This window comes from Acidiphilium sp. C61, assembly GCF_905116885.1.
Taxonomy (GTDB): Bacteria; Pseudomonadota; Alphaproteobacteria; order Acetobacterales; family Acetobacteraceae; genus Acidiphilium.
Map to the genome: position 1 here is coordinate 1,635,096 of NZ_CAJHNI010000005.1, position 26,612 is coordinate 1,661,707.

Below are 26,612 nucleotides of genomic sequence, written 5' to 3' on the forward strand. Positions count from 1 at the left end.
CTCAGCGCCGCATCCGCGCCGCGAGCCCGGCGGCGACATAGGCGCCGACGACCAGCGCCACCACGAAGAAACTCACCGGCCAGCCATGCCGCCCGCCCCAGCCGTAGCTCTCGTAAGCCAGCGCGATGCCGCCCCAGCTCGCGCCGACGCCGATCCCCGCCGCCAGCGCCACCGCCCCCGGCAGGGTGCGCGCCGCCCGCAGCCCCGCCGAAGCCGGGCCGATCAGCAGCGCGGTGGCCAGCACCGCCCCCACACTCATCGCCGCCAGCCCGACCGCCAGCGCCAGCACGGCGAGATGCGCGAACCCGACCAGCTTCACCGGAACCCCCCGGCTTGCCGCGAGATCGGGGCCGATCGCGACCAGCAGCAGCGGCCGCGCCAGGGCGGCCATCGCCGCCAGCGCCGCCGCCGCGCACAAGGCGGCCGGCAGCACCATCCCCGGCGGGATCGCGAACATCGAGCCGAACATCACCGTGCTCGCCGCACCGCCGACGCCGCTCATCGTCGCGTCGAGATAGAGAAACAGCGCCGCAAGCCCGAGCCCGGCGCCGAGCACCACGCCGCTCGCCAGATCCCGCTCGGCGATCCGCCGCCCGCCGGCCAGCGCCATCGCCGCCGCCCCGCCCAGCGCCATCGCCACGAACCCGGCGAGCGGGCGAATCCCGAACAGCAGCGCCGCCGCCCCGCCGGCGCCGGAAATATCGCCCAGCGCATGCCCGGCGAAAGCCTGCCCCCGCAGCACGGTGAACACGCCGACCACGGCGGACACCAGGGCTGCGGCAAAACTCACCGCCAGCGCCACGCCGACCGGCCCCAACGCGGAAAATCCCAGCGCGGACAACCCCAGCGCGGTCATGACCCGCAATCAGGGAATGCGAACGACATGCATCGCATCCTCGCCATGCGCGTGGTCGTGATCATGTTCGTGCGGCCCGCCGCCGGCGGCAACCACCAGCACCCTGCCATGCACGCGCAGCACGTCGATATGCGCGCCATACAGCGCGCTCAGCACCGCGCCGCGCACCACCTCCTCCACCGTGCCGGCCACCGCGCGCCCCTCGGCGACATAAACGATACGATCCATCGCCGGCAGCAGCGGGTTCATGTCATGCGCCGACATCAGCACCGCCACCCTCGCCTCGCGGGCGAGCCGGGCAAGGAGTGCGACCACCTCGGCGGTGCTGCGCAGGTCGAGACTGGCGAGCGGCTCGTCGAGCAGCAGCACGTCGGGGCGGCGGATCAGCGCATGGGCGATCATCACCCGCTGCTGCTGCCCGCCCGAGAGGTCGCCCACCCTGCGATCGGCAAAGCCGGCGGCGCCCACCGCGTCGATCATCTCATCCACCTGCGCGCGGCGGCGGCGCGAGGGCAGCGGAATGCCGAGCCGGTGCCCATCCAGCCCGAGCGCGATCACGTCGCGCGCGCGCACCGGCATGAACCGGTCGAGCGCGATGCTCTGCGGCACATAGCCCACCTGCCCGCGCCCGCCGATCGTCACGCGCCCGTCCAGCGGCTTCACGAGGCCGAGGATCGAGCGCAGCAGCGTCGTCTTGCCCGATCCGTTCGGCCCGATCAGCCCGGCGAAACTCCCCGGCGCGAGGCTGAACCCCACCCCCGACAGCACCGCCCGCCCGCCATGACCGACCGCGACACCCTCCAGCGCGAGCGCGTCCCCGTTCATCCAGCCGCCCTCGCGAGGGAGACCGTGGAGGTGCGCTGCGCAACCGCCCTTGTCACCGCAGCGGTCTCGGCCAGCATCCAGCCGCCGAAATGAAATCCCGCCGGCATCGTCTCGTACAGCGCGACCACCGGCACAAGCGCCGCCCGCGCGGCATCGAGCATCGCCCGTGTCAGCGGGCCGATCACCTGCCGGTTATAGCCGAGAAACGACACCTCCCGCCGGCGCAGCAGCGCCTCCTGGGCGGCGATGTCCTGCGGCGCCGGATCGGTGCCGTTCATCACCGCCGCCTGCAAGCTCCACGGTGTGGCGATCCCGATCCCCATTGCCTGGAACAGATCGTTGCCCACCGGCTCGGTCACCGCCGCGCGGATGCCGGGATGCTGCGCCCGGAACGCGCCGATCGCCGCCCGCCACGGCGCGAGCGAGGCCTCGAACGCGGCGAGGTTGCGCCGATAGACGCTCGCCCCCGCCGGGTCGATCGCCGCCAGCGCCCGCGCGATCGCCGCCGCCACCGCCGGCATCGCCGCCGGGCCGTACCAGACATGCGGATTGCGCGTCGCATCCGGCAGGCCGAGCACCGCCTGCGCCGCGATCACATGCCGCCCCCCCGCGCCGCCCGCCGTCGCGCCCCCCGCCGTCGCGCCGATAATCCGCCGCGCCCAGGAATCGTAGCCAAGCCCGTTGAGCACCACGAGCCGCGCTGTGGCGATACGCCGCGCCACCGCCGGGCTCGCCTCGAATCCGTGCGGATCGGCATTGGGATTGGTCTCGATCGCGGCAACCTCGACCCGGTCGCCGCCGATCGCCGCGATCACGTCGGCATACTGGCTCTCGATGCCCACCGCCGGGATGCGGCCGCCGGCGCGGGCGATCCACGGCGCCGCCACCAGCCCGGCCAGAATTCCCCGCCGTTTCGCCATCGCCCCGGTCCTCCTGCGACCCTTCGGAAGAAATGATATGTTATATCATTCCATCGGTCCAGCACCCGCTCCCCTACCCCTGCCCGCCCCCGATCGGCTGGTGTAGGCTTACCCTCCCGCCAGAGAGGAGACCGCCCGCCATGCCCCATGTCATCGTCAAGCTCTATGCCGGCCGCAGCGCGGCGCAGAAGCACCAGATCGCCGAGGCCGTCACCCAGGCCATCATGGCTTCGGCCGGCAGCAGCGAGGCGGCCGTGTCGGTCAGCATCGAGGATGTCGATCCCGAACACTGGAACGAGACGGTCTTCGAGCCCGACATCCGCGCCAAGCCCGACACGCTCTACAAGAAACCCGGCTACGAGCCGAAGTGAAACCCGCCGCCGCCGCCCTCGCCGTCCTCCTGCCCCTGCTGGCGTCGGGCTGCGCGCATCCGGCGGTGACGTCCTGCTCCGGCGCGCGGATCGCGGCGCATGCCGGGTCCGACGCCGGCGCGTTCGACGGCATGTCCCATTCCGGCACGCTGCTCACCCTGCGCAATCGCGGCCCTTCGCCCTGCATCCTGCCTGGCCTGCCACGCCTCGCCTTCCTCGATGCCGCGCATCGCCGCCTGCCGATCGCCCGCCGCCCGCCGTTCGGGATGCATCCCGGCCCGGTCGTGCTGCCGGTCCGCCTCGCCGCCGGAGTGGTGGCGACAACGAAGCTGCGCTGGGTGGACGGCCCGGTCTACACCCGCAATGCCTGCATGAAGGTCGCCGCCCTGCGCATCGCCTGGCCGGGCGGGGCGACCACGATCCCCCTCGCCGCGACGATCTGCGGCCCGCGAGGCGCGGCGGCGGGCATTTCCCAGCCCCCACTCGCCCTCGCTGGAGAAACGACAATCAGCGGATCAGGATCGCCCGGAAATCGTTGACATTGGTGCGGGTCGGCCCGGTCACCACGAGGTCGCCGAGCGGGGCGAACAGCCCGTAACCGTCATTGTCGGCGAGGCGTGACGCGGGATCGAGGCCGATCGCCCGGGCGCGGGCCAGCGTGTCCGGCGCCAGCACGGCGCCGGCATTGTCCTCGGTGCCGTCGATCCCGTCGGTATCCCCGGCAATGGCGTGAATCCCCGGCGCCCCGCCGAGGGCGACCGCGAGCCCGGCGAGGAATTCGAGATTCCGCCCGCCGCGCCCGCCGCCGCGCACCGTCACCGTCGTCTCCCCGCCCGAAATCAGCACGCAGGGCCGGGCCAGCGGCGCGCCATGCGCGGCACAGCTCCGCGCCATGCCCGCCATCACCGCCGCCACCTCGCGCGCCTCGCCCTCGATCGCATCGCCGAGGATCAGCGGCGTCACCCCCGCCGCCCGCGCGACCGCGGCCGCCGCCTCCAGCGAGGCGAAGGGGGTGGCGATCATGATCTCGCGGGCGCGGGCAAAGGCCGGATCGCCGGGCTTCGGCGTCTCCGCCTCCGGCCGCGCCAGCCAGGCGGCGACCGGCTCCGGCACCGCGATCCCGGCGCGGCGCAAAATCTCCCGCGCTTCCGCCGCCGTGGTCGCGTCCGGCACGGTCGGCCCCGAGCCGATCACCGAGGGATCGTCGCCCGGCACGTCGGAAATCATCAGCGTCACGATCGCCGCCGGCGCCGCCGCCGCGGCGAGCCGCCCGCCCTTGATCGCCGAGAGATGCTTGCGCACGCAGTTCATCGCCTGGATGTTCGCCCCGCTCTTGAGCAGCGCGCGGTTCACCGCCTGCTTGTCGGCGAGCGAAATCCCCGGCGCCGGCAGCGCCAGCAGCGCCGAGGCACCGCCGGACATCAGCACCAGAACCAGATCGTCCGCGCTCAACCCCCGCACCATCGCGAGGATGCGCGCCGCCGCCGCCTGCCCGGCCGCATCCGGCACCGGGTGCGACGCCTCGACCACCTCGATCCGCCGGAGCGGCTGTTTGCTGCCATGCCCGTAGCGGGTGACCACGAGGCCGGACATCGGCGCCTCTGCCGGCCAGTGCGCCTCGACCGCCTCGGCCATCGCCGCCGCCGCCTTGCCGGCGCCGATCACCACGGTCCGCCCCTTCGGCGGGGAGGGCAGATGCGGCGCGAGGCAGCGCGCGGGCGCTGCCGCATCCACCGCCGCCGCGAACATGCGCCGCAACAGGTCGAGATCGCCCTCACTCATGCCGATTTTCCTTTCCACTCCGCCCGCAGCCGCGCCGCCCGGCCCGGGCAGCAGACTCTATCCGTCTGATAACGCCGGCATTCCGGCCCCGCCAGCCGGGCCTTGCTCCAAAGCACGACATCCGATCCTGATGGACCGGAAAGTGCTCTAGCCCTGCGGGGCAACCCGGTCCAGCGCGGCGAGCAGCGCGGCGCGGAACGGGGCGATGCCGCGATAGGCCGCCACGGATTCGGGCAGCCCCCGCACCGCCGCGGCCAGCGCCGCCGCCGCCCCCGCCACCGTCACCACCTCGGCCAGCGCCACCTGCCGGGTGCGGATGGTGAACAGCACGGCGCCGGTCTCGGGCAACCGGCTCAGCGTCTGGCGTTCGACCCGCAGATGCAGCCGCGCCGGCGCGGTCTCCGCGGTCACCGCCGGGCCGTGGGCGCCATCCGCCTCCGGCTGGAACAGCGCCGATCCGTCATGGATCGTCCAGTTGAACCGCTCGACCAGCCGCCCCGGCGCCAGCGCGGCGATGAACCGCGCGACCGGCCGCTCCAGCCGCTCGGCATAAAGCGGCACCCTGGCATGGATGGCGGCCAACTCCCGCCCCAGCTTGTCCGCAAGCCGCCAGCGCGAGGGAAAGCACAGCACCGCCGCCGTCAGCGCCGCGCTGTCCGGGTCGAGCAGGCAGAGATCCTCCTGCACCAGACGTCCGGCGCATTCGAGCGGGTCGCCCTCCGGCGCCGCGAGGTTCCACCGCTCGCCGGTCAGCCGGTTTTCCAGCATCCCGCCAGGCTCTGCGAACCAGGCGGCGCGATCGGCGCGCAAATGACCGGCGATCACCCGCAGCGCCTCGCGCCGCGCCGCTTCACTGCCCGGCAGCACCGCGAACACCTCGCCCCGGCGCAAATCCAGCAGCGCCCGGCGTTCGGCCATCTGTGCCGGATAATCGGCGCCGAACGCGGTCAGCTCGGCAAGCGGCCGGGCGATCAGCCCCATCGCCGGCCGGTAGGGGCCGGGCGCGAAGGGCAGCCAGAGCGGCGATGCGGGCAGCGCCGGCGGTGCTGCGTTCAGCAATCGTTGCCGCGCAGGGTGAAGGTCTTCACCGTCCCGCCCTGGAGCGAGAAGGTGACGGTGCATTGCCGCGTATACGTCTCGGGCGGGAAGATCGGGCCGTAATAGGGACCGTAATACGGACCATAGAAACCGGGGAACGGCGCGCCCACGCCCGGCTGGGCGGCATACGACCGCTCGACATAGGCGAAATACGTCGTGCCATCGACGGTGATCTTGCGGTCCGGCACGCCGAGTGCAGCGACCAGCGCCGATTCCGGCCGGCCGACATAGCCCGACATCCGCTCGGCAAGGCTCGGCCCCACCGCGCAGCCCGCGAGCATCAATGCCGCGACCGGCGCGGCCAGAACAAGCTTCCTTCGCATCGCACGCTCCTCGTTTCCGGGCCGTCGCCCGTTGGTGTCTACGGGCCGTCGCCCGTTGATGTCTCCGGGCCGTCGCCCGTTGGTGATGTGTAATGTCTACAATGGGTGCGTTTCGGTTTTATATCAGAGCCATAACACATCGGTGATGCGCGGCGCCCCGGCGGCGATCATCGCCAGCCGGTCGAACCCGAGGGCAATCCCCGCGCAGTCCGGCATCCGTCCCACCGCCGCCACGAAATCTTCATCGAGCGCCCAGTCCTCGCGGCCATACAGCGCGTGCCGCCGCGCCCGGTCGGCCTCGAACCGCGCACGCTGTTCCGCCGGATCGGTCAGCTCGGCGAAGGCGTTGGCGAGTTCCATCCCGCACACGTAAAGCTCGAACCGCTCGGCGACGCGCGGATCATCCGCCCGCCGCCGCGCGAGGGCGGCGAGCGGCGCCGGCCAGTCGGTCAGGAAGGTCGGATGACGCCGGCCGAGCTGCGGCTCGATCCGCCCGAGCATGAGGCGGAAGAACAGATCCTCCCAGTCCTCGCCCTCGCGGCGCGCCACCCCGGCATCGGCCGCGAGCCGGTCGGCATCGCCCATGCTCGCCAGCACATCGAGCCCGCAATGGCGGTCGAAAGCCTCGGCCACGCTCAGCACCTCGATCTCGGCAAGCTCGGTCGTCACCCCCCGGCACGTCACCACCGGCGGCAGCACCGCGCGCAGGAATTGCGCCGTCTCCTCGATCAGTGCTTCGATATCGGCGCCCGGGCGATACCATTCGAGCATGGTGAATTCGGGAGAATGCGTGTCCGACCCCTCATGGTCGCGCCAGACCCGGGCGAGCTGGAAAATCGGCCCGGCATCGCCTGCGAGCAGCTTCTTCATCGCGAATTCCGGGCTGGTATGCAGCCATCGCCGCGCCGCCGCGCCATCCGGCGCATGCACGATCGTCGCCAGCGCCGCGAGATGCACCTCCTCGCCCGGCGCCGGCACGAGATACGGCGTCTCCACCTCCATGTAGCCGCGCGCGGCGAAAAAGGCGCGCGTCGCCTGCGCGAGCCGCCCGCGCCGCCGCAGGAAAGGCAGCCGGGCGGCAAGGCGTTCGGGGTCCCATGCTTGTCTGGCCATGCGCCGCAGGATAGCACCGCCGCATGGCCACTCCCACGCTCCGCACCGCAGACCAGCTGATCGAGGCCGGGCTTGCCCCGCCCGCCGCCCGGGCGGGGCTGGAGGCGGTCGCCGCGCGCTACGCCACCGCGATCCCGGCACCGCTCGCCGCCCTGATCGGCGATCCGGCGGACCCGATCGGGCTTCAGTTCATCCCCGACCCCGCCGAGCTCGACACCGCCGCCCACGAGCAGGCCGACCCGATCGGCGATGACGCGCTCTCCCCGGTCCCCGGCATCGTCCACCGCTACCCCGACCGCGCGCTGCTCAAGCCCACCCTCGCCTGCCCGGTCTATTGCCGGTTCTGCTTCCGCCGCGAGCATGTCGGCCCGGAGGGCGGGGTGCTGTCCGAAGCGGAGCTGGAGGCGGCGTTCGCCTGGCTGGAAGCGCATGATGGCGTGCGCGAGGTGATCCTGACCGGCGGCGACCCGCTGATCCTCTCGCCCCGCCGGCTGGCCGCGATCTTCGCCCGCCTGCGCGCGATCCCGCATATCAGCCGGCTGCGGCTGCACACCCGCGTCCCGGTGGCCGACCCGGCGCGGATCACGCCCGCACTGCTCGCCGCCCTCGATCACGACCCGCCGCTCTTCCTCGTGCTGCACGCCAACCACGCGCGCGAATTCGGCGCCGAGGCCCGCGCCGCGCTGCGGGCGCTGCGCCGCGCCGGCATCCCGCTGCTCGGCCAGTCGGTGCTGCTGCGCGGCGTCAACGACGCGGCGGCGGCGCTGCGCGCCCTGTTCGAGACCATGCTCGAATGCGGCGTCAAACCCTATTACCTCCACCAGCTCGACCCCGCCCCCGGCACCGCCCGCTTCCACGTGCCGATCGCCGAGGGGCGGGCGCTGATCGCCGCCCTGCGCGGCACGATTTCCGGCCACGCGCTGCCGACCTACATCCTCGATGCGCCCACCGGGAAGACCACGCTCGAACCCTCGCCGGTTTCCCTTTCCGCCGGGCTGTGATAGGCGCGCAGGATGCCTGTACCGCTGATCGCCGTGCTGAACGGTCCGAACCTCAACATGCTGGGCCTGCGCGAGCCCGAAATCTACGGCATCCAGACCCTCGACGATCTGGAGGCGCTCTGCGCCGAGGCCGCCGAAGAGCTGGGCCTCGCCATCGATTTCCGCCAGACCAACGGCGAGGGCGAGCTGATCACCTGGGTGCAGGAATGCCGCGGCCGCGCCGCCGGCATCGTCATCAACCCGGCGGGCTACTCGCACACCTCGATCGCCCTGATGGACGCGCTGCACGCGGTCGACCTTCCGGTCGTCGAGGTGCATCTGTCCAACATTCACCAGCGCGAGGCGTTCCGCCACCATTCCTTCGTATCGCAGGCCGCACGCGGCGTGATCTGCGGCCTTGGTTTCACCGGCTACCGGCTGGCGCTTCAGGCGATCGCCGAGATTGTGGAGCAGGAAGCATGAGTCTCTCCTTCGACCCCGAGGTGCTGCGCGCCCTCGCCGCCCTTCTCAAGGATGGCGACCTGGCCGAGATCGAGCTTGAGGAAGGCGACCGCCGGCTGCGCCTCGCCCGCGCCAGCGCGCAGCCGACACAATTCGTCACCGCGCCCCCCTATCCCGCGCCGCCCTATGCGATGCCGCAAGGAATGGCCCCGGGAATGACACCGGGCGTGGCTCCGGGTGCTCCAGCGCCTGCCGCCGCGGCGCCTGAAGCCGCCGCCGCGAACCATCCCGGCACGGTGAAATCGCCGATGGTCGGCGTCGCCTATCTCTCGGCCGAGCCGGGGGCCGCGCCCTTCATCAGCGTGGGGAGCACGGTCGAGGCCGGGCAGACGCTGCTGCTGATCGAGGCAATGAAAACCTTCAACCAGATCAAGGCGCCGCGCGCCGGCACGGTAAAATCCATCCTCGTCGCCTCCGGCCAGCCGGTGGAATACGACGAGCCTCTGGTCATCGTCGAATAACCGGCCGTTGCCCGTGTTCTCGAAAATCCTGATCGCCAATCGCGGCGAAATCGCGCTCCGGGTCCAGCGCGCCTGCCGCGAGATGGGCATCGCCACCGTCGCGGTGCATTCCACCGCCGATGCCGATGCGATGCATGTGCGCCTCGCCGATGAGAGTGTCTGCATCGGCCCCGCCGCCGCGCGCGATTCCTATCTCAACATGCCCGCCCTCATCAGTGCGGCCCTGATCACCGGCGCCGAGGCGGTGCATCCCGGCTACGGCTTCCTCTCCGAGAACGCCGATTTCGCCGAGATGGTGGAAGCCCACGGCCTCGCCTTCATCGGCCCCTCGCCCACCCATATCCGCATGATGGGCGACAAGATCACCGCCAAGACAACGATGGCCGATCTCGGCGTGCCGCTCGTCCCCGGCTCGGACGGCGAGGTGCCGGATGTCGAGGCGGCGAAGCGCGTCGCCGCGGAAATCGGCTGCCCGGTGCTGATCAAGGCCGCGGCCGGCGGCGGCGGGCGCGGCATGAAGGTCGCCCGCTCGCTCGACGAGGTCGAGGAAGCCTTCCGCACCGCCCGCGCCGAGGCCGGCGCCGCCTTCGGCAACAACGCCGTCTATATCGAGAAATATCTCGACCGCCCGCGCCATATCGAGCTTCAGGTGATGGGCGACAATCACGGCAACGTGGTCCATTTCGGCGAGCGCGACTGCTCGCTGCAGCGCCGCCACCAGAAGCTGCTCGAAGAAGCCGGCTCGCCCGGCATCACCCGCGAGGAGCGCGACCGCCTGGGCGAGATCGCCACCGCGGCGCTGGCGAAATTCGGCTACCGCAACGCCGGCACGCTCGAGTTTCTGTATCAGGACGGCCAGTTCGCCTTCATCGAGATGAACACGCGCCTGCAGGTCGAGCATCCGGTCACCGAAATGGTCACCGGGGTCGATCTCGTGCGCGAGCAGATCCGCATCGCCGCCGGCGAGACGCTGGGCTACGGCCAGTCCGACATCCGCTTCAACGGCCACGCCATCGAATGCCGCATCACCGCCGAAGACCCCGAGACCTTCACCCCCTCGCCGGGCAAGGTCGAGGTGTTCCACGCCCCCGGCGGGCTCGGCGTGCGGCTCGATTCCGCCCTCTATGCCGGCTATCGCATCCCCCCGCATTATGACAGCCTGGTCGCCAAGCTGATCGTCCATGGCCGCGACCGCGCCGAGGCGATCGCCCGGATGCGCCGCGCGCTGGGCGAATTCGCCCTCTCGGGCATCCGCACCACGATCCCGCTGCACCTGCGCATTCTCGACGATCCCGGCTTCCGCGCCGGCGACTATACGATCCACTGGCTGGAACAGTTCGTCGCCCGCACCTGACTTTTGCCCCGGGACTTCATCGTGACTTTCCGGGGCAGAGCCCCAGGCCACGCGGTTTCCCGGCATCCCCGTCGGATCGGCGCAAACGCCAGCGCGAGGCCGTCCGGCCGTTGCGCCGCCGGCCCGGCAAGGCTGCACCATTACGTTACAAAGCTGGCCTTCCGCGCGCGAACCGTGCACATAATGCAATATCGTAATTTGCATTCGCCGCGACGTGCTTTAATCTATATTTTAAATTTTTGATCCATAATCGTTATGAACGTCGGGAAAATGGAACTTGAATTTGATGTTTCCGCATTTCAGCTAGACCTGCCGGAACCGTGAAAGCCTTGGGTCACAGCCTGAGCGATCTCCCGGCCCAGACCAGGCGCCAGATCGAAATCTCCCTGCTCGACATGAGGGCGGCGCTGGTGCCTCGCATGGTCGTCACCGGCGGCACCGTGGCCGGCATCCTGGCCTGGGAATTCCACGACCTGCTGCACAGCGCCCCGCTCATCGCCACCGGCCTCGCCGGCCTCGCCACCTGCTACGTCCTGCTCATGATCGTCGCCACCCTCTGGTCTCGGCGCGCGGCCGAGGCGCAGCCCGCCCTGTTCAAGGCGCTGTTCTGCGGCCTCGCACTGCTGATCGGCGTGTTCTGGGCCTGTATCGAGATCGGCGGGCTGCGCCATGCCACCGGGCAACAGGCCAGCCTCGTCTATGCCGTCATCGTCGGCCTGATCTCCACCGCCGCCTTCTCCGGCCCGGCGCTCTACGCCCTGGTCTACTGGGCGCCGGTCACCGCCGGCGCCGCCATCGCGCTGGTGACGAACACGGCGCATCCCCCGGTGACATCCCTGATCGGCCTCGGCAGCTACGCCCTGCTGACCTTCACCACCATCCTCTACGTCAACGCCAACACGATGGAGCGCGAATTCCGCCGGCTGGAGGCGGAACGCCAGAGCGAGGTGATCAATCTCCTGCTGCGCGATTTCGAGGAAGGGGCGAGCGATTTCCTCTGGGAAACCGATGCGTCGCTCACCCTGCTCCGCCCCTCCCCGCGCTTCGCCGAGGCGGCGCGCACCACGCAGGAGGCGCTCGCCGGCCAGTCGCTGGTGCGCTTCCTGGTCGAGCATGGCCAGCCCAGCCCCGAGCAATCCTGCGCCCCTTCCATCGGCAACCTGCTCTACCACATCGGCCGGCGGGAAACCTTCAACGAGAAGAGCGCGCCGCTCTTCTTCGCCGGCGAGGAACGCTGCTGGTCCTTCGCCGGCAAGCCGGTCTTCGACCGCGATGGCCAGTTCGTCGGCTATCGCGGCGTCGGCTCCGACGTCACCGCCCACCGCCACGCCGAGCGGCGCATCGCCCATATCGCCCGGCATGACAGCCTGACCGGCCTCGGCAACCGGATGGGCTTCGACGAGGTGCTGCATGGCGCCTGCGCCAGCCCGGTGGGTGCCGGCACCGGGCTGATCTGCCTCGATCTCGACCATTTCAAATCGGTGAACGACCGCTTCGGCCACAAGGCGGGCGACGAGCTGCTCCAGGCCGCCGCCGGCCGGCTGCTCGCCTGCGTGCGCAGCCACGACCGCTGCTTCCGCCTCGGCGGCGACGAATTCGCGATCCTGCTGCCCGACGCCACCATCGCCGATGTCGAGAGGCGGTGACCCGCCGCATCATCGACCGCCTGGCCGATCCGTTCCGCCTCGCCGACATCACCGTGGCGATCGGCTGTTGCGCCGGCATCGCGATGATCGCCCGCGCCGGCATCCAGCCCGAGGATGTCCTGCACGCGGCAGATCTGGCACTCTACCGCGCCAAGGAAAGCGGACGCGGCGCCGTGCGGATGTTCGATCCCGAAAACGACCGCCAGACCACCCGCCTGCGCCAGCTCGACGCCTCGCTGGTCAACGAGTTCGAGCGTCAGAGCTTCTTCCTTCAGTTCCAGCCGATCGTCCGGCTCGAAAGCGGCGCGGTCACCACGATCGAGGCGCTGGTCCGCTGGCAGCATCCGCAATACGGCATCCTGCCGCCGGACCAGTTCATCCCCGCCTCCGAACATAACGGCACCATCATCCGCATCGGCGCCTACGTGATCGATGCCGCCTGCGCCTTCGCCGCCACCCTGCCCGAGCAGATCGCGGTGGCGATCAACCTCTCCCCGGTCCAGCTCTACGACCCGCTGCTGCTGGAGCGGATCGGCAATGCCCTGGCCCGCCACAAGCTCGGCCGCGGGCGCATCGAGTTCGAGCTGACCGAAACCGCGATCCTCGACGTCTCGCCCACAACCCGCGACATTCTGGACGCCATCAGGGCGCTGGGCTGCCGCCTCGCGCTCGACGATTTCGGCGCCGGCTATTCCTCGATCTCGACGCTCTACTACTTCCCGTTCGACCGCCTGAAGATCGACCGCGCGCTGATCCGCGACTCGCTCGACGACGCCCGCCGCCGCAGCATCCTGCTGCATGTCGGGCGCATGGCGCATGATATCGATCTCACCCTCACCGCCGAGGGGCTGGAGACCGAGGCCCACCGCACCCGCCTCATCGAACTCGGGTTCGACGAAGGACAGGGCGCGCTGTTCTCGATGCCGATGGATGGCGAGGCGCTGCACGCCTGGCTGCGCCCGCACATCGTCCGCACCGCCTCCGGCGCCGCCTGAGCGCCATCCGATCTTTTCGAACCGGATGGCGCTCCATCATATTGCTAACCAGAGCATCTTTATCTGATCGGATGATGCTCTAGCCCTGCGGCGCCAGCTTGTCCTGCGTCTTGGTGTCGAAATCGCTGGCGTCGTGGCGCTCGTGCAGCTGCTCGCTCGGCTCGCCGAACACGCGGTTGACCATGCGCCCGCGGCGCACGGCCGGGCGCGCGTAGATCTGGTCGGCCCAGCGCAGCACGTTGCGGTATTCCTGCACCTGGAGGAACTCGGCGGCGTTGTAGAGCCAGCCCTTCACCAACCCGCCATACCACGGAAACACGGCGATATCCGCGATCGTGTAGTCCTTGCCGCCGAGATACTCGGTCTCGGCCAGCCGGCGGTCGAGCACGTCGAGCTGCCGCTTGGTTTCCATTGCGAAACGGTTGATCGGATATTCGAACTTCTCCGGCGCATAGGCGTAGAAATGACCGAACCCGCCGCCGAGATAGGGCGCGCTGCCCATCTGCCAGAACAGCCAGGAAAAGCACTCCGCCCGCGCATCGGCGTCGAGCGGCAGGAACTCGCCGAACTTCTCCGCGAGATAGACGAGGATGGAGCCGGATTCGAACACCCGGCGCGGCTGCGGTCCGCTGTGATCGACCAGGGCGGGGATCTTCGAATTCGGGTTGGCGGCGACGAAGCCGCTGCTGAACTGGTTGCCCTCGTTGATGCGAATCAGCCAGGCGTCATATTCCGCGCCGGCATGGCCGCGCGCCAGCAGCTCTTCCAGCATCACGGTGACCTTCACCCCGTTGGGCGTCGCCAGCGAATAGAGCTGGAGCGGATGACGGCCGACCGGCAGCTCCTTCTCATGGGTGGGTCCGGCGATCGGGCGGTTGATGCTGGCGAAGTGGCCGCCGCTGGGCTGCTCCCACGTCCAGATTTTCGGGGGCGTATAGCCGGAGTCACTCGTCATCGCGTTCATCTCTCCACTGTTTCAGCATCTGGCACCGGGGCGAAGCCGAAGCCCCGCATCGATGGCGCACCAGCGCAAGATAGGGTGCGGGACAGGGTTTTTCAGGCCCTTGTCTTTCCGGCACCGCAATTATCGATCGATTGTTATATATAGAACGTTCCGATCCTGCGAGATCAGATGCAGCGATCTATCATATTGATACTTCATGCATTTTCTCCGATCAGATGACCCAATCTGACCGAATGATGCTCAAGCGCACGTCCCGATCCATCCGGATCGGACACCGTGCTCTTTCTTGTTGATTGTCAAAGCATCTTTATCCGATCAGATGTTTCCATCTGACCGGATGATGCTCAAGCGCACGTCCCGATCCATCCGGATCGGACACCGTGCTCTTTCTTGGCGATTGTCAGAGCATCTTTATCCGATCAGATGTTTCCATCTGACCGGATGATGCTCAAGAGCACGCTCCGATCCATCCGGATCGGACACCGTGCTCTTTCTTGTTGATTGTCAGAGCATCTTTATCCGATCAGATGTTTCCATCTGACCGGATGATGCTCAAGAGCACGTTCCGATCCATCCGGATCGGACACCGTGCTCTTTCTTGTTGATTGTCAGAGCATCTTTATCCGATCAGATGTTTCCATCTGACCGGATGATGCTCAAGCGCGCGTTCCGATCCATCCGGATCGGACACCGTGCTCTTTCTTGTTGATTGTCAGAGCATCTTTATCCGATCAGATGTTTCCATCTGATCGGATGATGCTCTGGCATTCAGGCGGGGATGGGAACGCGCCGCGCACCGCGCTTGCCGGCGAGGGCCGCCGGCGCCGCCGAGCCCGGCATCGCCATGCCGTCCTCCCGCGTGTGGAAACCCGCCGCGCGGTCGGCGAGCCGGGCGGTTTCATCCTTGAGCGACACGGTGGCCGCCGCCGTCTGTTCGACCATGGCGGCATTCTGCTGCACCGCCTGGTTCATCTGCCCGGCAGCGGCATTCACCTCAGAAAGGCTGCTGGCCTGCCGCGCCGCGGAATCGGAGATCTCGGTGATGAGACGATCGAGCGCGATCACGTTTTCGCTGATCATGTCCAGCGCCGTGCCTGTCTCGCCGACAAGGCGCACCCCCTCGCCCACCTGTTTCGACGAGCGCGCGAGGAGCGTCTTGATCGATTTCGCGGCATCGGCTGAGCGATGCGCCAGCGCCCGCACCTCGGATGCGACGACGGCGAAGCCGCGCCCGGCATCGCCGGCGCGCGCGGCCTCGACCCCCGCATTCAGCGCGAGCAGGTTGGTCTGGAACGCCACCTCGTCGATCATGCCGATGATCTGGTCGATCTCGCGCGAGGAGGCCTCGATCTGCCGCATCGCCGCCACCGCCTCGCCGACGATGACGCGGGACTTGTCGGCCGCGCCATTGGCCGATTGCGCGGCCTCGTTGGCGCGGGCGGCATTTTCCGCGGTCTGCTGCACCCCGCTGGTGATCTCGTTGAGTGCGGCGGTGGTCTGCTCAAGAGTCGCGGCCTGCTGCTCGGTGCGCCGCGCAAGGTCCTCGGCGGCGCGGGCAATCTCGTCCACCCCGCCATTGATCTCGCCGGTGCTGCGCTTCACCCCGCCGAAACTCTCGTCGAGCTTGCCCACCGCATCGTTGAAATCGTCGGCGAGGCGCGCGTATTCCTCGGGCAGCTCCTCGATCATCCGATACGAGAGATCGCCTGCCGCCAGCGCGGCCAGCGCCCGGCCGAGCGCCGCGGTCACCGCCGCATTGGTCGCCGCCGCCCTGTCCTCGACCGCCTGGCGCTTCGTGTCGAGCTCGTCGAGATAGACCGCGATGGCGAGGTCCATGTCGAGGAAGGTGGCCTTGATCAGCGCGCCGAGATCGGTCGCCGCGTCGCCCCCCTGCCCGCTGCGGCGGCGGAACAGCCCCGCCGGCTTCGCCTTCCGCGCCTCCAGCACGCCGGCGGCGATGCGTTCGAGGATCAGCGCATAGCCCGCGATATACCAGCGCGGCTCCAGGCCGATGCGCGCATGAACCTCGCCCACCCGCGTCACCGCGGCGACATAATCGTCATCGAACAGCGCGTCTGCAATGCGCGTCCAGTGGCCGTTCTGCCGGGTCTGCGCGGTATCGATCGAGGCTCTGCTGGAAAAGAACGCGCTCGCCTCCGGATTCCGCGCCAGCCGGTCGTAGAATTCCGCAAGCGCGCTGGACACGGCGCCGGCCAGAACCGGCTTCAGCGTCCGCAGCCGGTCCCGCACCCGTTCGTCGAGCCCGATGAATTCAAGTCTCTGCGCGATGGTCCGGCGGCTATGGCTGGTCATGAACGGCGCGTCCTCAAATTTATTTCACAAATTCAAGAATTATCATGTAACCCTTAAATTCCCGCTAATCCGGTATTGAAATTATCATAAACACGCTATGCGCAGGTCCCATGCGGTGGCATGGCGCAGACGCAGCGCGGCGAACTTGCTATCCAGTGGGCGCGATACGGAGCGACGAGGGAACTGGGCATGGCACGACCGATGGAACCGATGGCAGGGCAGGCGCGCGGAGGACAGGGCTGATGATGGACGGCTCGTCCCACCCCCGCACGGCCAATCGCCGGCAGGCCGAGATCATGAACCTGCTGCAGGATGCCGGGCGCGTCTCGGTCGAGGATCTCGCCGCCCGCTTCGGCGTCACCCCGCAGACGATCCGGCGCGATCTGAACGAATTGTGCGAGGTCCACCGCCTCACCCGCGTGCATGGCGGCGCGATGATCGCCTCCAGCGTCGCCAACCTCGCCTATGACGCGCGCAAGCTCGTCGCCCAGCCGGTCAAGCAGCTGATCGGCGAGGCGGCGGCGCGCCTGATCCCCGACAATTCCTCCCTGCTCATCAATATCGGCACCACCACCGAAGAGGTCGCCCGCGCCCTCGCCCAGCACAGCGGCCTGCTGGTGATCACCAACAACCTGCACGTCGCCGCCGAGCTTCACCGCTCGCCCGGCGTCGAGCTGATCATGGCCGGCGGCACCATGCGCCGCGCCGATGGCGGCATCGTCGGCGCCACCACGGTCGAGCAGATCCGCCAGTTCCGCGCCGATTTCGCGGTGATCGGCACCTCCGCGATCGACCGCGACGGCACCCTGCTGGATTTCGACAGCCGCGAGGTGCAGGTCTCGCGCGCGATCATCGAATGCGCCCGGCGGGTGATGCTGGTGGCCGACAGCAGCAAGTTCAACCGCTCCGCCCCGGTCCGCATCGCCCATCTGAAGGATGTCGACGTTCTCGTCACCGACCGGCTGCGCACGCCCGAAAGCCGCGAGCTTTGCGAACGGCTCGGCACCGAGGTGGTGGAAACCGCCGGCGAGGAGGAGGGCGACATCGCCGACTGACCGGAGCCGCAACGCCGCACCCGCGCGGGTTCGCATTCGCGCACGCACAGTTTTCGTTTTCTCATTCGTTTTGAGTATTGACCCCCGGTTTTTGTTCGTATTAATGTTCGCTTCAACAAGCGAACAGCGACGAAACGCAAACGCGGGAGGTTTGGCTGATGGCGTCCGCACCGGACAGTTCGGGGATCCATGACATTGCGATCATCGGCGGCGGCATCAACGGATGCGGCATCGCCCGTGACGCGGCGGGGCGGGGCTGGTCGGTCTTTCTCTGCGAGGCGGGCGATCTCGGCGGCGCCACCTCGGCGGCTTCCACCAAGCTGATCCACGGCGGCCTGCGCTATCTCGAATATTACGAATTTCGCCTGGTGCGCGAGGCGCTGATGGAGCGCGAGGTGCTGTGGAGCATCGCGCCGCACATCATCTGGCCGCTGCGCTTCGTGCTGCCGCACCACAAGGGGCTGCGCCCGGCCTGGATGCTGCGCCTCGGCCTGTTCATCTACGATCATCTCGGCGGCCGGAAAAAACTGCCGCCCACCCGCACCCTGCGGCTCCGGCGCGATCCGGCGGGCCAGCCGCTCGATGTTCGTTTTGTGCGCGGATACGAATATTCCGATTGCTGGGTCGAAGATTCGCGCCTCGTCGTGCTCAACGCCCGCGATGCGGCGGATCGCGGCGCCGAGATCGCCCCGCGCACCCGCTGCGTTAGCGGCGCGCGCGAGGACGGGCTCTGGACGCTGACCGTCCGCGACGAGCAGAGCGGCGAAACCCGCATCGTCCGCGCCCGCACCCTGGTCAACGCCGCCGGCCCCTGGGTGGCCGAGGTGCTGCAACAGGTGCTGCGCGCCAACAGCCCCGCCTCGGTCCGCGCCGTGCAGGGCAGCCACATCGTCGTGCGGCGGCTCTACGAGGGCGAGCATTGCTACATCTTCCAGAACGAGGACGGGCGGATCTTCTTCGTCATCCCCTATGAGCGCGACTTCACCCTGATCGGCACCACCGACCGCGACTATCACGGCGACCCCGCCGCGGTGCGCGCCTCGGAGGAGGAAATCGCCTATCTCTGCCAGTCCGCCAGCGCCTATTTCACCCGGCCGATCGCGCCGTCCGATGTCGTCTGGGCCTATTCCGGCGTCCGCCCGCTCTATGACGACGGCGCCTCGAAGGCCCAGGCCGCGACGCGCGACTACGTGCTGGAAATGGACGCCCCGGCCGACGGCCCCGCCTTGCTCTCGGTCTTCGGCGGCAAGATCACCACCTATCGCCGCCTCGCCGAATCGGTGCTCGACCGTCTCGCCCCGCATCTGCCCGCCGCCGCCGGCAAGGCGAAGGGCTGGACCGGCCACGCCGCGCTGCCCGGCGGCGATTTCCCGCCCGAGGGCTATGCCGCCGAGGTCGCATCGCTCCGGCGCGACTATCCCTTCCTCGCCGTGCGCCTTGCCGAGCGGCTGATCCGCGCCTATGGCACCCGCGCCCGCGCCCTGCTCGGCGCCGCCGCACGGATGGAAGATCTCGGCCGCAGCTTCGGCGCCGACCTCACCGAGGCCGAGCTGCGCTACCTGCACGACCACGAATTCGCCCGCACCGCGGACGACGTCGTCTGGCACCGCAGCAAGCTCGGCCTGCATCTCACCCGCGAGGAGATCGCGGCGATCGATAGCTTCATGCCGACACTCGCCACGGCGGACGCGCGGGGATGAGGCGCGCCGCACCCCACGATTGCCGGAGACGGGGCCGCCCGGCCCACCGCCCGCACCGCGCGGGCCGGGCCAGCTTCCCCCCCGATCCGGGCGTTAGAGCATCATCCGATCAGATGAACTCATCTGATCGGGTAAAGATGCTCTGGTGATCAACAAGATAGAGCACGGCATCCGATCCTGATGGATCGTAACGCGCTCTAGCCCGGACCATCAACAGCCACAGGGAGGAACAACAATGTCACGTTACGTAGGAGCCATAGACCAGGGCACGACAAGCTCGCGCTTCATCGTGTTCGACAAGGGCGGAAACATCGTCTCCGTCGCCCAGAAGGAGCACCGGCAGATCTATCCGAAGCCGGGCTGGGTCGAGCACGACCCGATGGAGATCCTCTCCAACACTAACGAGGTCGTCGGCGCCGCCCTCGCCCGCGCCAACCTCACCGCCTCCGACCTCGCCGCCGTCGGCATCACCAACCAGCGCGAGACCACCCTGCTGTGGGACCGCAAGACCGGCCAGCCGCTCTGCAACGCGCTGGTCTGGATGGACACCCGCACCGACCAGCTGGTCCAGCAATTCACCCGCGATGGCGGGCAGGACCGCTTCCGCGCGAAAACCGGCCTGCCGCTCGCGACCTATTTCGCCGGGCTCAAGCTGCGCTGGATTCTCGACAATGTCGAAGGTGCGCGGGCCAAGGCCGAAGCCGGCGACGCGCTGTTCGGCACCGTCGATTCCTGGCTCACCTGGAATCTCACCGGCGGGGCGAATGGCGGCCATCACGTCACCGACGTCACCAATGCCAGCCGCACCATGCTGATCGACCTCGCGACCTGCGCCTGGGACGATGACATGCTGAACGCCTTCGGCATCCCCCGCGCCTGCCTGCCGCGGATCGTCCCCTCTTCCGCGGTCTATGGCGAAATCCGCACCGCCCCGCTGCAAGGCACCAAACTCGCCGGCATGCTGGGCGACCAGCAGGCCGCCCTGGTCGGGCAGACCTGCTTCGCCCCCGGCGAGGCCAAGAACACCTACGGCACCGGCTCGTTCCTGCTGATGAACACCGGCACCGAGCCGGTGCAGTCAAAGGCCGGGCTGCTCACCACCCTCGCCTACCAGTTCGGCACCGAAAAGCCGCGCTACGCGCTGGAAGGGGCGATCGCCATCACCGGCGCGCTGGTGCAATGGCTGCGCGACAATCTCAAGCTGTTCGACGTCGCCCCCCAGATCGAGCCGCTCGCCCGCAGCGTCGAGGATAATGGCGATGTCTACATCGTCCCCGCCTTCTCCGGGCTCTACGCGCCCTATTGGAAGGACGACGCCCGCGGCGTCATCGCCGGGCTGACCCGCTACGCGACCCGCGCCCATCTCGCCCGCGCCGCCCTCGAATCCACCGCCTACCAGGTGCGCGACGTGGTCGAGGCGATGCAGGAGGATTCCGGGATCCGCCTCGCCACATTGAAGACCGATGGCGGCATGGTCGCCAACGAATTGCTGATGCAGTTCCAGGCCGACATCCTGAACGCCCCTGTCGTCCGCCCGAAAATGACCGAAACCACCGCCCTCGGCGCCGCCTACGCCGCGGGTCTTGCCGTCGGCTACTGGGCCAATCTCGAGGATCTGCGCGCCAACTGGGGTGTGGACAAGACATGGGAGCCGGCAATGGCCGCCGAAACCCGCGACAAATACTACCGTTCCTGGAAGAAGGCGGTCCAGCGCTCCTTCGCCTGGGTTGACTGATCAAACAGCCAATCAAACGACAAGAGAAACAGAAATGTCCATTTTCACGGGTGAATTCCTTGGCACCGCGACCCTGATCCTGTTCGGTGACGGCGTTGTGGCAGGTGTCCTGCTCAACCACTCGAAGGCCCAGAATTCGGGCTGGATGGTGATCACGACGGGGTGGGCCTTCGCGGTGCTCGCCGGCGTGTTCGTCGCCAAGGCCTGCGGCAGTCCGGCGGCCTATATCAACCCCGCCTTCGCGATCGGCATCGCCGTCGACCACGGCAACTGGACCGGCATCCCCCAGGCCATCGCCGGCGATTTCCTCGGCGCCTTCGCGGGCGGCGTGCTGGTCTTCCTGCAATACCTGCCGCACTGGAAGGAAACGCCGGACCAGGGGCTGAAACTCGCGGTGTTCTGCACCGCACCGGCGATCCGCAACGTCATGACCAACATGATCAGCGAAATCATCGGCACCTTCGCGCTCACCTTCATCATCGGCGCGATCTTCTCCAAGGCCGCTTCGCCGCACGGCATTTCCGACGGCATGGGCCCCTATCTGGTGGCGGCGCTGGTCTGGGGCATCGGCCTGTCGCTGGGCGGGACCACCGGCTATGCGATCAACCCGGCGCGCGATCTCGGGCCGCGCATCGCCCACGCGCTGCTGCCCATCCCGGGCAAGGGCGGGTCTGACTGGGGCTATGCCGCCATCCCGGTGGTCGGCCCGGTGATCGGTGCCTCCCTCGCCGGTCTCGCGATGGCCGCCTTCCACATGTGACACCCCGCCGCCGGGGTGCGCGGGCGCAGCCGACGGCGCCCGCGCCGCACCAGCGAAAGCCCCTGTTCGCCGCACCGGCGGCGGCACCTCCCGCCCGGACCATTCGTCCGGGCGTTTTTTTGCGACCGGGCAAGGATTGCCGGCCGAAGGGCGGCTCCCTTGGCCAGCATGCCACACCTATTCGCTGAACCTGATATGATAATAAAAAAAGCGAACGTTGTTTTCATATCGTCAACGAAATTTACTTTTAATTTACGCGCATGAGCTATGGTGGCGGTCATGCAGCAAGCGGCGACCCCATCGGCTTACCAGGGCAATCCCCGGGATGAGGAGGAGGACGACACCGAGGTCCTCATCGCCCTCGCACAGGACGTCTGGGCGGATATGGCAAGGCGCCACATCGTGCCGACGCCGCGCGCCTACGAAATCTGCTTCGCCTATCGCCGGGGCAGCAATCTCGAACTCAACGCCTTTCTCGACCGTCACCACCCCGATCTCGACAATCTGACGCCCGCCGCCGCCGACGCCATCCACGCGCGCTTCCTCGCGGACGAAGCGGCGCGGGACGCCGTCTCCGAAGGGGCGAAAGGCATCCAGGAAGCGGCGGAGGCGCTGGTCAACCACGTCTCCGGCAACCAGAAGGCACTGAAGGAATACGGCGACGTGCTGGAAGGCTGGGCCAGCCGGCTCGATCACGAGCCGACCATCGCCAGCCTCGTCGCCGCCGTCGCCGCCCTCACCGCCGAAACCACCCGCGCCGCCGCCCGCAACCGCGCGCTCGAGGAAAAACTCGCGGCCTCCGTCCAGCGCATCGCCCGGCTCCGCCAGTCCCTCACCGCCGCCCGCGCCGAAGCGACGACCGATGCGCTGACCGCCATCACCAACCGCCGCGCCTTCGATGCCAAGGCGAAGCGCTTCATCGCCCAGCGCCGGTCGGACGAGCCGCTGGTCGCCTCCGTCGTCCTGTTCGACATCGACAATTTCAAATGGTTCAACGACGTCCACGGCCACCAGACCGGCGACCTGATCCTCCGCCTCGTCGCCCGCCTGCTGTCGGACAGCGTCAAGGGCCGCGACACCGTGGCCCGCTATGGCGGCGAGGAATTCATCGTCCTGCTCGCCGGCGCCGACCTGCCCTCCGCCCTCTCGGTGGCGCGGCAGATCTGCCAGTCGATGGCCGATCGCAAGCTGGTCAAGCGCTCCTCGCGGCAGGAACTGACCCAGGTCACCCTCTCCGCCGGCGTCGCGGAATACATCCCCGGCGAAACCCTCGCCGCCTGGACCAGCCGGGCCGACGCGGCGCTCTACCGCGCCAAGGAACTCGGCCGCAACCGCGTCTGCAGCGAGCGCGACCTGCCCGGCTGACCCACCCCGCCCGGCCGTGCTACAGTTCGGCCATGCCACACGCCGATTTCGTCCATCTCCGCGTCCACTCCGCCTATTCGCTCTCCGAAGGCGCGATCAAGCCGGACAAGATCGCGACCCTCGCGCGCGACAACGCGATGCCCGCCGTCGCCATCACCGACACCTCGAACCTGTTCGGCTCGATCGAGTTCTCCCAGGCCTGCATGGGCAAGGGCGTGCAGCCCATCGTCGGCTGCCAGATCGGCCTTGCCCGCGCCGAGCAGAAACTCCTCCCGCCCGACCCGCTGGTGCTGCTCGCGAAGGACGCCACGGGCTTCGCCAATCTCTCGAAACTCTCCTCCCGCAGCTTTCTCGACACCGAACCCGGCCTCCGCCCGCAAATCAGCCTCGACACGCTGCGCGACCATCACGAAGGCCTGTTCCTCCTCACCGGCGGCCGCTTCGGCCCGATCGGCCGCCTGCTCGGCGATGGCCAGCGCCCCGAGGCCGCGCGCCTGCTCGCCGCCCTCGCCGAAACCTTCCCCGACCGTCTCGCCGTCGAGCTGGAGCGCCACGAACTGCCGGCCGAGCGCGCGGTCGAGCCCGGTCTGATCGCCCTGGCCGATGAAGCCGGCCTGCCGCTCGTCGCCACCAATGAATGCTTCTTCGCCACCGAGACGATGCATGAGGCGCATGACGCGCTGCTCTGCATCGCCGAGGGCCGCCTGCTGTCCGAGGCCGAGCGCCGCCGCGTCACGCCGCATCACTGGTTCAAGCCGGCGGCGAGGATGCGCGCCCTCTTCGCCGACCTGCCCGATGCCTGCGACAACACGCTGGCCATCGCCCGGCGCTGCGCCATCGCCGCCCCCACCCGCAAGCCGCTGCTGCCGATCTGCCCCAAGGTGCGCGAAGGCGCGACCGAGGCGGAAACCCTCCGCGCCATGGCCGAGGAGGGCCTGGCACTCCGCCTCGCCGCGATGGGCGCCGACGCGGCGACGGCGGCGACATACCGCGAGCGCCTCGCCCTCGAACTTGGCATCATCGAGCAGATGGGCTTCCCCGGCTACTTCCTGATCGTGGCCGACTTCATTCAGTGGGCGAAATCCCAGGGCATCCCGGTCGGCCCCGGCCGCGGCTCCGGCGCCGGCTCGCTCGCCGCCTGGGCGCTGCTGATCACCGATATCGACCCGATCCCCTTCAACCTGCTGTTCGAGCGCTTCCTCAACCCCGAGCGCGTCTCGATGCCGGATTTCGACATCGATTTCTGCCAGGAGCGGCGCGACGAGGTGATCGCCTATGTCCGCCGCGAATACGGCGCCGACCGCGTCGCCCAGATCATCACCTTCGGCAAGCTCCAGGCCCGTGCCGCGGTGCGCGACGTCGGCCGCGTGCTCGGCCTGCCCTATGGCCAGGTCAACAAGGTCGCCGAAATCGTGCCCAACAACCCGGCCAAGCCGATCCCGCTGGCCGAGGCGGTCGAAACCGAACCCCGCCTGCGCGAGATGCGCGAAACCGACGAGGCGGTGAACCGCCTGATCGAGATCGCCACCCAGGTCGAGGGCCTCTACCGCCACGCCTCCACCCATGCCGCCGGCGTCGTCATCGGCGACCGCCCGCTCGCCGAGCTGGTCCCGCTGTACAAGGACCCCCGCGCCGACATGCTCATCACCCAGTATTCGATGAAGCATGTCGAACAGGCCGGCCTCGTGAAGTTCGACTTCCTCGGCCTGACCACGCTGACCATCATCAGCCGGGCGCTGAACTTCCTCGACGGCCTCGGCACCCCGGTCGACATCGCGAAAATCCCGCTCGACGATACGAAAACCTACGAAATGCTCTCCCGCGCCGAAGCCGGCGGCGTGTTCCAGCTCGAAACCCAGGGCTTCCGCGACGTGCTGCGCCAGATGCGCCCCGATCGCTTCGAGGACCTGATCGCCGCCGTCGCCCTCAACCGCCCGGGCCCGATGGCCAACATCCCCGCCTATTGCGCCCGCAAGCACGGCGAATCCTGGGAAAGCCCCGACCCGTCGATCCACGAGATCCTCTCCGAGACCTACGGCATCATGGTCTACCAGGAGCAGGTCATGCAGATCGCCCAGAAAATGGCCGGCTACAGCCTCGGCGCCGCCGACCTGCTGCGCCGCGCGATGGGCAAGAAGATCCGCGCCGAGATGGAGGCGCAGCGGAAAATCTTTGTCGAGGGCGCGGTCGCGCGCGGCACCGCCGAGGCCAAGGCCATCGAGGTGTTCGAGCTGATGGCGAAATTCGCCGATTACGGCTTCAACAAATCCCACGCCGCCGCCTACGCGCTGGTCTCCTACCAGACCGCCTGGCTGCGCGCGAACCACCCCGCCGCCTTCATCGCCGCCTCGATGAGCCTGTCCCAGGCCAACCACGAGAAGCTCGCCGCCCTCAAGCAGGACGCGGTGCGGATCGGCATTCCGGTCCTGCCGCCGGACATCAACGCCTCGGCGGCCGATTTCACCGTCGAACGCCAGGCGGACGGCACGCTCGCCATCCGCTACGCCCTCGCCGCGATCAAGCGCGTCGGCGCCGGCGCGATGCAGGACGTGGTCCGCGCCCGCGACGGCCGCCCCTTCGCCGACCTCGCCGATTTCGCCACCCGCGTCGATCCCCGCGCGCTGAACAAGGCGCAGATCGAACAGCTCGCCCGCGCCGGCGCCTTCGACCGGATCGACCCCAACCGCGCCCGCGTCGCCGCCGGCGCCGAGCTGCTGGTCCGCCGCGCCCAGGCCGAGGCCGAATCCCGCGTCTCCGGCCAGATCAACCTGTTCGGCGACGCCGCCGCCCCCGAACCCCTGCCCTTGCCGGACGTGCCGGACTGGCCGGCCTTCGAGCGGCTCAGCTTCGAGGCCGAGGCGGTGGGCTATCACCTCACCGCCCACCCGCTCGATGCATATGATACCGTGCTGCGCCGCCTCGGCGCGACGCCCTCGAACCTGATCGAGGCGCGGGCGCGCGCCGGCATCGGCCGGGTCAAGCTCGCCGGCGCCGTGGTCGGCCGCAAGGAGCGCACCACCCGCACCGGCAGCCGCATGGCCTGGGTCATGCTGTCCGACCAGGCCGGCGGCTTCGAGGTCACGCTGTTCTCCGAACTCCTCGCCACCGCGCGCGAGCAGCTTGTCGAGGGCGCGATGCTGCTCGTCACCGCCGATCTGCGGCTCGATGGCGAAAGCCTGCGCGTCACCGCGGTCGATGTCGAACCGCTCGACAAGGCGGCGGCGAATGCCGGGGCGGGGTTGCGCATCATCGTCGAGGGGCGCGAGGCGCTCGGCTCGATCCGCGCGCTGCTGGAGCGCGAGGGCCGCGGCAAGGGCCGCGTGCTGCTCGCCCCGCGGATAGAGACCGGCGCCCGGCTCGACATCGCACTCCCCGGCGGCTTCAACGTCTCGCCCCGCCTCGCCCAGGCGATGAAAATGATCCGCGGCGTCGCCGAGGTGGCCGAGCTCTGATCCGCCATCTTGCCCTCGCCCG

23 protein-coding genes are annotated in these 26,612 nt (G+C 69.0%); 14 read left to right on the forward strand and 9 right to left on the reverse strand.

Translation table 11 applies throughout. From position 1 onward, the window contains the following. Position 1 precedes the first annotated feature (1 nt). Genes HUW10_RS10490 through HUW10_RS10500 form a run of 3 tightly spaced genes read right to left on the reverse strand, consistent with a single transcriptional unit; the run spans position 2 to position 2,601 of the window. Positions 2-856 (reverse strand): metal ABC transporter permease, encoded by an 855-nt coding sequence (locus HUW10_RS10490; protein ID WP_174503450.1) that lies wholly within the window; start codon positions 854-856, stop codon positions 2-4. A 9-nt stretch (positions 857-865) separates the two neighbouring features. After that, positions 866-1,681 (reverse strand): metal ABC transporter ATP-binding protein, encoded by an 816-nt coding sequence (locus HUW10_RS10495; RefSeq protein ID WP_174503451.1) that lies wholly within the window; start codon positions 1,679-1,681, stop codon positions 866-868. After that, on the reverse strand, positions 1,678-2,601 hold the full coding sequence (locus HUW10_RS10500) for a metal ABC transporter solute-binding protein, Zn/Mn family (RefSeq protein WP_174503452.1): 924 nt from the start codon (positions 2,599-2,601) through the stop codon (positions 1,678-1,680). Before HUW10_RS10500 ends, HUW10_RS10495 begins: the two co-directional genes overlap by 4 nt. A 140-nt stretch (positions 2,602-2,741) precedes the next feature. Between HUW10_RS10500 and HUW10_RS10505 the strand changes: the two genes are divergently transcribed. Next, complete coding sequence (locus HUW10_RS10505; protein ID WP_174503453.1) at positions 2,742-2,972, forward strand: tautomerase family protein; 231 nt, start codon at positions 2,742-2,744, stop codon at positions 2,970-2,972. Continuing rightward, positions 2,969-3,511: a DUF4232 domain-containing protein gene (locus HUW10_RS10510; protein WP_174503454.1), complete on the forward strand. Its 543-nt coding sequence runs from the start codon at positions 2,969-2,971 to the stop codon at positions 3,509-3,511. Before HUW10_RS10505 ends, HUW10_RS10510 begins: the two co-directional genes overlap by 4 nt. On the opposite strand, the gene HUW10_RS10515 is transcribed toward HUW10_RS10510, so the two are convergent. From HUW10_RS10515 to epmA, 4 genes are all read right to left on the reverse strand, one after another. Further along, the gene (locus HUW10_RS10515; protein ID WP_174503455.1) at positions 3,480-4,754 is read right to left on the reverse strand and encodes a glycerate kinase; all 1,275 of its coding nucleotides are present in this window, start codon (positions 4,752-4,754) and stop codon (positions 3,480-3,482) included. The genes HUW10_RS10510 and HUW10_RS10515 overlap by 32 nt on opposite strands. A gap of 147 nt (positions 4,755-4,901) precedes the next feature. Next, the gene (locus HUW10_RS10520; protein WP_174503456.1) at positions 4,902-5,813 is read right to left on the reverse strand and encodes a DUF3445 domain-containing protein; all 912 of its coding nucleotides are present in this window, start codon (positions 5,811-5,813) and stop codon (positions 4,902-4,904) included. Beyond that, positions 5,807-6,175, reverse strand: coding sequence for a hypothetical protein (locus HUW10_RS10525; protein WP_174503457.1), 369 nt, complete (start codon positions 6,173-6,175; stop codon positions 5,807-5,809). The genes HUW10_RS10520 and HUW10_RS10525 overlap by 7 nt, the downstream gene beginning before the upstream one ends. Before the next feature lie 123 nt (positions 6,176-6,298). Continuing rightward, positions 6,299-7,288 carry an EF-P lysine aminoacylase EpmA gene (epmA, locus tag HUW10_RS10530; RefSeq protein ID WP_174503458.1) on the reverse strand — a complete coding sequence of 330 codons (990 nt, stop codon included), beginning with the start codon at positions 7,286-7,288 and terminating at the stop codon, positions 6,299-6,301. A gap of 23 nt (positions 7,289-7,311) precedes the next feature. Between epmA and HUW10_RS10535 the strand changes: the two genes are divergently transcribed. From HUW10_RS10535 to HUW10_RS18325, 6 genes are all read left to right on the forward strand, one after another. Then, positions 7,312-8,289: a lysine-2,3-aminomutase-like protein gene (locus HUW10_RS10535; RefSeq protein ID WP_174503459.1), complete on the forward strand. Its 978-nt coding sequence runs from the start codon at positions 7,312-7,314 to the stop codon at positions 8,287-8,289. A gap of 12 nt (positions 8,290-8,301) precedes the next feature. Then, a complete protein-coding gene (aroQ, locus tag HUW10_RS10540; RefSeq protein WP_174503460.1) occupies positions 8,302-8,751 on the forward strand; it encodes a type II 3-dehydroquinate dehydratase in 450 nt (149 codons plus the stop codon). Further along, positions 8,748-9,251: an acetyl-CoA carboxylase biotin carboxyl carrier protein gene (accB, locus tag HUW10_RS10545; protein ID WP_174503461.1), complete on the forward strand. Its 504-nt coding sequence runs from the start codon at positions 8,748-8,750 to the stop codon at positions 9,249-9,251. The genes aroQ and accB overlap by 4 nt, the downstream gene beginning before the upstream one ends. 13 nt (positions 9,252-9,264) lie before the next feature. Then, the gene (gene accC, locus HUW10_RS10550) at positions 9,265-10,605 is read left to right on the forward strand and encodes an acetyl-CoA carboxylase biotin carboxylase subunit (RefSeq protein ID WP_174503462.1); all 1,341 of its coding nucleotides are present in this window, start codon (positions 9,265-9,267) and stop codon (positions 10,603-10,605) included. 329 nt (positions 10,606-10,934) lie between these two features. Next, positions 10,935-12,251, forward strand: a complete 1,317-nt coding sequence (locus HUW10_RS18470; RefSeq protein ID WP_254592122.1) for a sensor domain-containing diguanylate cyclase — start codon at positions 10,935-10,937, stop codon at positions 12,249-12,251. Further along, positions 12,248-13,246, forward strand: coding sequence for a bifunctional diguanylate cyclase/phosphodiesterase (locus HUW10_RS18325; protein WP_254592123.1), 999 nt, complete (start codon positions 12,248-12,250; stop codon positions 13,244-13,246). The genes HUW10_RS18470 and HUW10_RS18325 overlap by 4 nt, the downstream gene beginning before the upstream one ends. Before the next feature lie 79 nt (positions 13,247-13,325). Here HUW10_RS18325 and yghU read toward each other — a convergent pair whose 3' ends face one another. Both yghU and HUW10_RS10565 read right to left on the reverse strand, forming a co-directional pair. Then, complete coding sequence (yghU, locus tag HUW10_RS10560) at positions 13,326-14,201, reverse strand: glutathione-dependent disulfide-bond oxidoreductase (protein ID WP_174503463.1); 876 nt, start codon at positions 14,199-14,201, stop codon at positions 13,326-13,328. Between the two features lie 777 nt (positions 14,202-14,978). Next, positions 14,979-16,523, reverse strand: a complete 1,545-nt coding sequence (locus HUW10_RS10565; RefSeq protein ID WP_174503464.1) for a globin-coupled sensor protein — start codon at positions 16,521-16,523, stop codon at positions 14,979-14,981. A gap of 245 nt (positions 16,524-16,768) precedes the next feature. On the opposite strand from HUW10_RS10565, the gene HUW10_RS10570 reads away from it, so the two are divergent. The 6 genes from HUW10_RS10570 to dnaE all read left to right on the forward strand — a co-directional run bounded on the left by HUW10_RS10570 (position 16,769) and on the right by dnaE (position 26,590). Further along, entirely contained in the window at positions 16,769-17,578 is an 810-nt protein-coding gene (locus HUW10_RS10570) for a DeoR/GlpR family DNA-binding transcription regulator (RefSeq protein WP_174504838.1), read from the forward strand. 158 nt (positions 17,579-17,736) lie between these two features. Further along, the gene (gene glpD, locus HUW10_RS10575; RefSeq protein WP_174503465.1) at positions 17,737-19,278 is read left to right on the forward strand and encodes a glycerol-3-phosphate dehydrogenase; all 1,542 of its coding nucleotides are present in this window, start codon (positions 17,737-17,739) and stop codon (positions 19,276-19,278) included. 235 nt (positions 19,279-19,513) lie between these two features. After that, positions 19,514-21,013, forward strand: a complete 1,500-nt coding sequence (gene glpK / locus HUW10_RS10580; RefSeq protein ID WP_174503466.1) for a glycerol kinase GlpK — start codon at positions 19,514-19,516, stop codon at positions 21,011-21,013. 34 nt (positions 21,014-21,047) lie between these two features. Continuing rightward, positions 21,048-21,773, forward strand: a complete 726-nt coding sequence (locus HUW10_RS10585) for an MIP/aquaporin family protein (protein ID WP_174503467.1) — start codon at positions 21,048-21,050, stop codon at positions 21,771-21,773. Positions 21,774-22,052: 279 nt separating this feature from the next. Further along, entirely contained in the window at positions 22,053-23,138 is a 1,086-nt protein-coding gene (locus HUW10_RS10590) for a diguanylate cyclase (RefSeq protein ID WP_174503468.1), read from the forward strand. A gap of 32 nt (positions 23,139-23,170) precedes the next feature. Next, positions 23,171-26,590 carry a DNA polymerase III subunit alpha gene (dnaE, locus tag HUW10_RS10595; RefSeq protein WP_174503469.1) on the forward strand — a complete coding sequence of 1,140 codons (3,420 nt, stop codon included), beginning with the start codon at positions 23,171-23,173 and terminating at the stop codon, positions 26,588-26,590. Positions 26,591-26,612 lie beyond the last annotated feature (22 nt).

Excerpts from the sequence above, each read along its gene's own strand:
- yghU (WP_174503463.1), bottom strand. The coding sequence starts at position 14,201 with ATGACGAGTGACTCCGGCTATACGCCCCCGAAAATCTGGACGTGGGAG.
- glpK (WP_174503466.1), top strand. The coding sequence starts at position 19,514 with ATGTCACGTTACGTAGGAGCCATAGACCAGGGCACGACAAGCTCGCGC.
- HUW10_RS10500 (WP_174503452.1), bottom strand. The coding sequence starts at position 2,601 with ATGGCGAAACGGCGGGGAATTCTGGCCGGGCTGGTGGCGGCGCCGTGG.
- accB (WP_174503461.1), top strand. The coding sequence starts at position 8,748 with ATGAGTCTCTCCTTCGACCCCGAGGTGCTGCGCGCCCTCGCCGCCCTT.
- aroQ (WP_174503460.1), top strand. The coding sequence starts at position 8,302 with ATGCCTGTACCGCTGATCGCCGTGCTGAACGGTCCGAACCTCAACATG.
- HUW10_RS10585 (WP_174503467.1), top strand. The coding sequence starts at position 21,048 with ATGTCCATTTTCACGGGTGAATTCCTTGGCACCGCGACCCTGATCCTG.
- HUW10_RS10535 (WP_174503459.1), top strand. The coding sequence starts at position 7,312 with ATGGCCACTCCCACGCTCCGCACCGCAGACCAGCTGATCGAGGCCGGG.
- HUW10_RS10525 (WP_174503457.1), bottom strand. The coding sequence starts at position 6,175 with ATGCGAAGGAAGCTTGTTCTGGCCGCGCCGGTCGCGGCATTGATGCTC.
- HUW10_RS10565 (WP_174503464.1), bottom strand. The coding sequence starts at position 16,523 with ATGACCAGCCATAGCCGCCGGACCATCGCGCAGAGACTTGAATTCATC.
- HUW10_RS10505 (WP_174503453.1), top strand. The coding sequence starts at position 2,742 with ATGCCCCATGTCATCGTCAAGCTCTATGCCGGCCGCAGCGCGGCGCAG.
- HUW10_RS10515 (WP_174503455.1), bottom strand. The coding sequence starts at position 4,754 with ATGAGTGAGGGCGATCTCGACCTGTTGCGGCGCATGTTCGCGGCGGCG.
- epmA (WP_174503458.1), bottom strand. The coding sequence starts at position 7,288 with ATGGCCAGACAAGCATGGGACCCCGAACGCCTTGCCGCCCGGCTGCCT.
- HUW10_RS10495 (WP_174503451.1), bottom strand. The coding sequence starts at position 1,681 with ATGAACGGGGACGCGCTCGCGCTGGAGGGTGTCGCGGTCGGTCATGGC.
- HUW10_RS10570 (WP_174504838.1), top strand. The coding sequence starts at position 16,769 with ATGGACGGCTCGTCCCACCCCCGCACGGCCAATCGCCGGCAGGCCGAG.
- HUW10_RS10490 (WP_174503450.1), bottom strand. The coding sequence starts at position 856 with ATGACCGCGCTGGGGTTGTCCGCGCTGGGATTTTCCGCGTTGGGGCCG.
- glpD (WP_174503465.1), top strand. The coding sequence starts at position 17,737 with ATGGCGTCCGCACCGGACAGTTCGGGGATCCATGACATTGCGATCATC.
- HUW10_RS10590 (WP_174503468.1), top strand. The coding sequence starts at position 22,053 with ATGCAGCAAGCGGCGACCCCATCGGCTTACCAGGGCAATCCCCGGGAT.
- dnaE (WP_174503469.1), top strand. The coding sequence starts at position 23,171 with ATGCCACACGCCGATTTCGTCCATCTCCGCGTCCACTCCGCCTATTCG.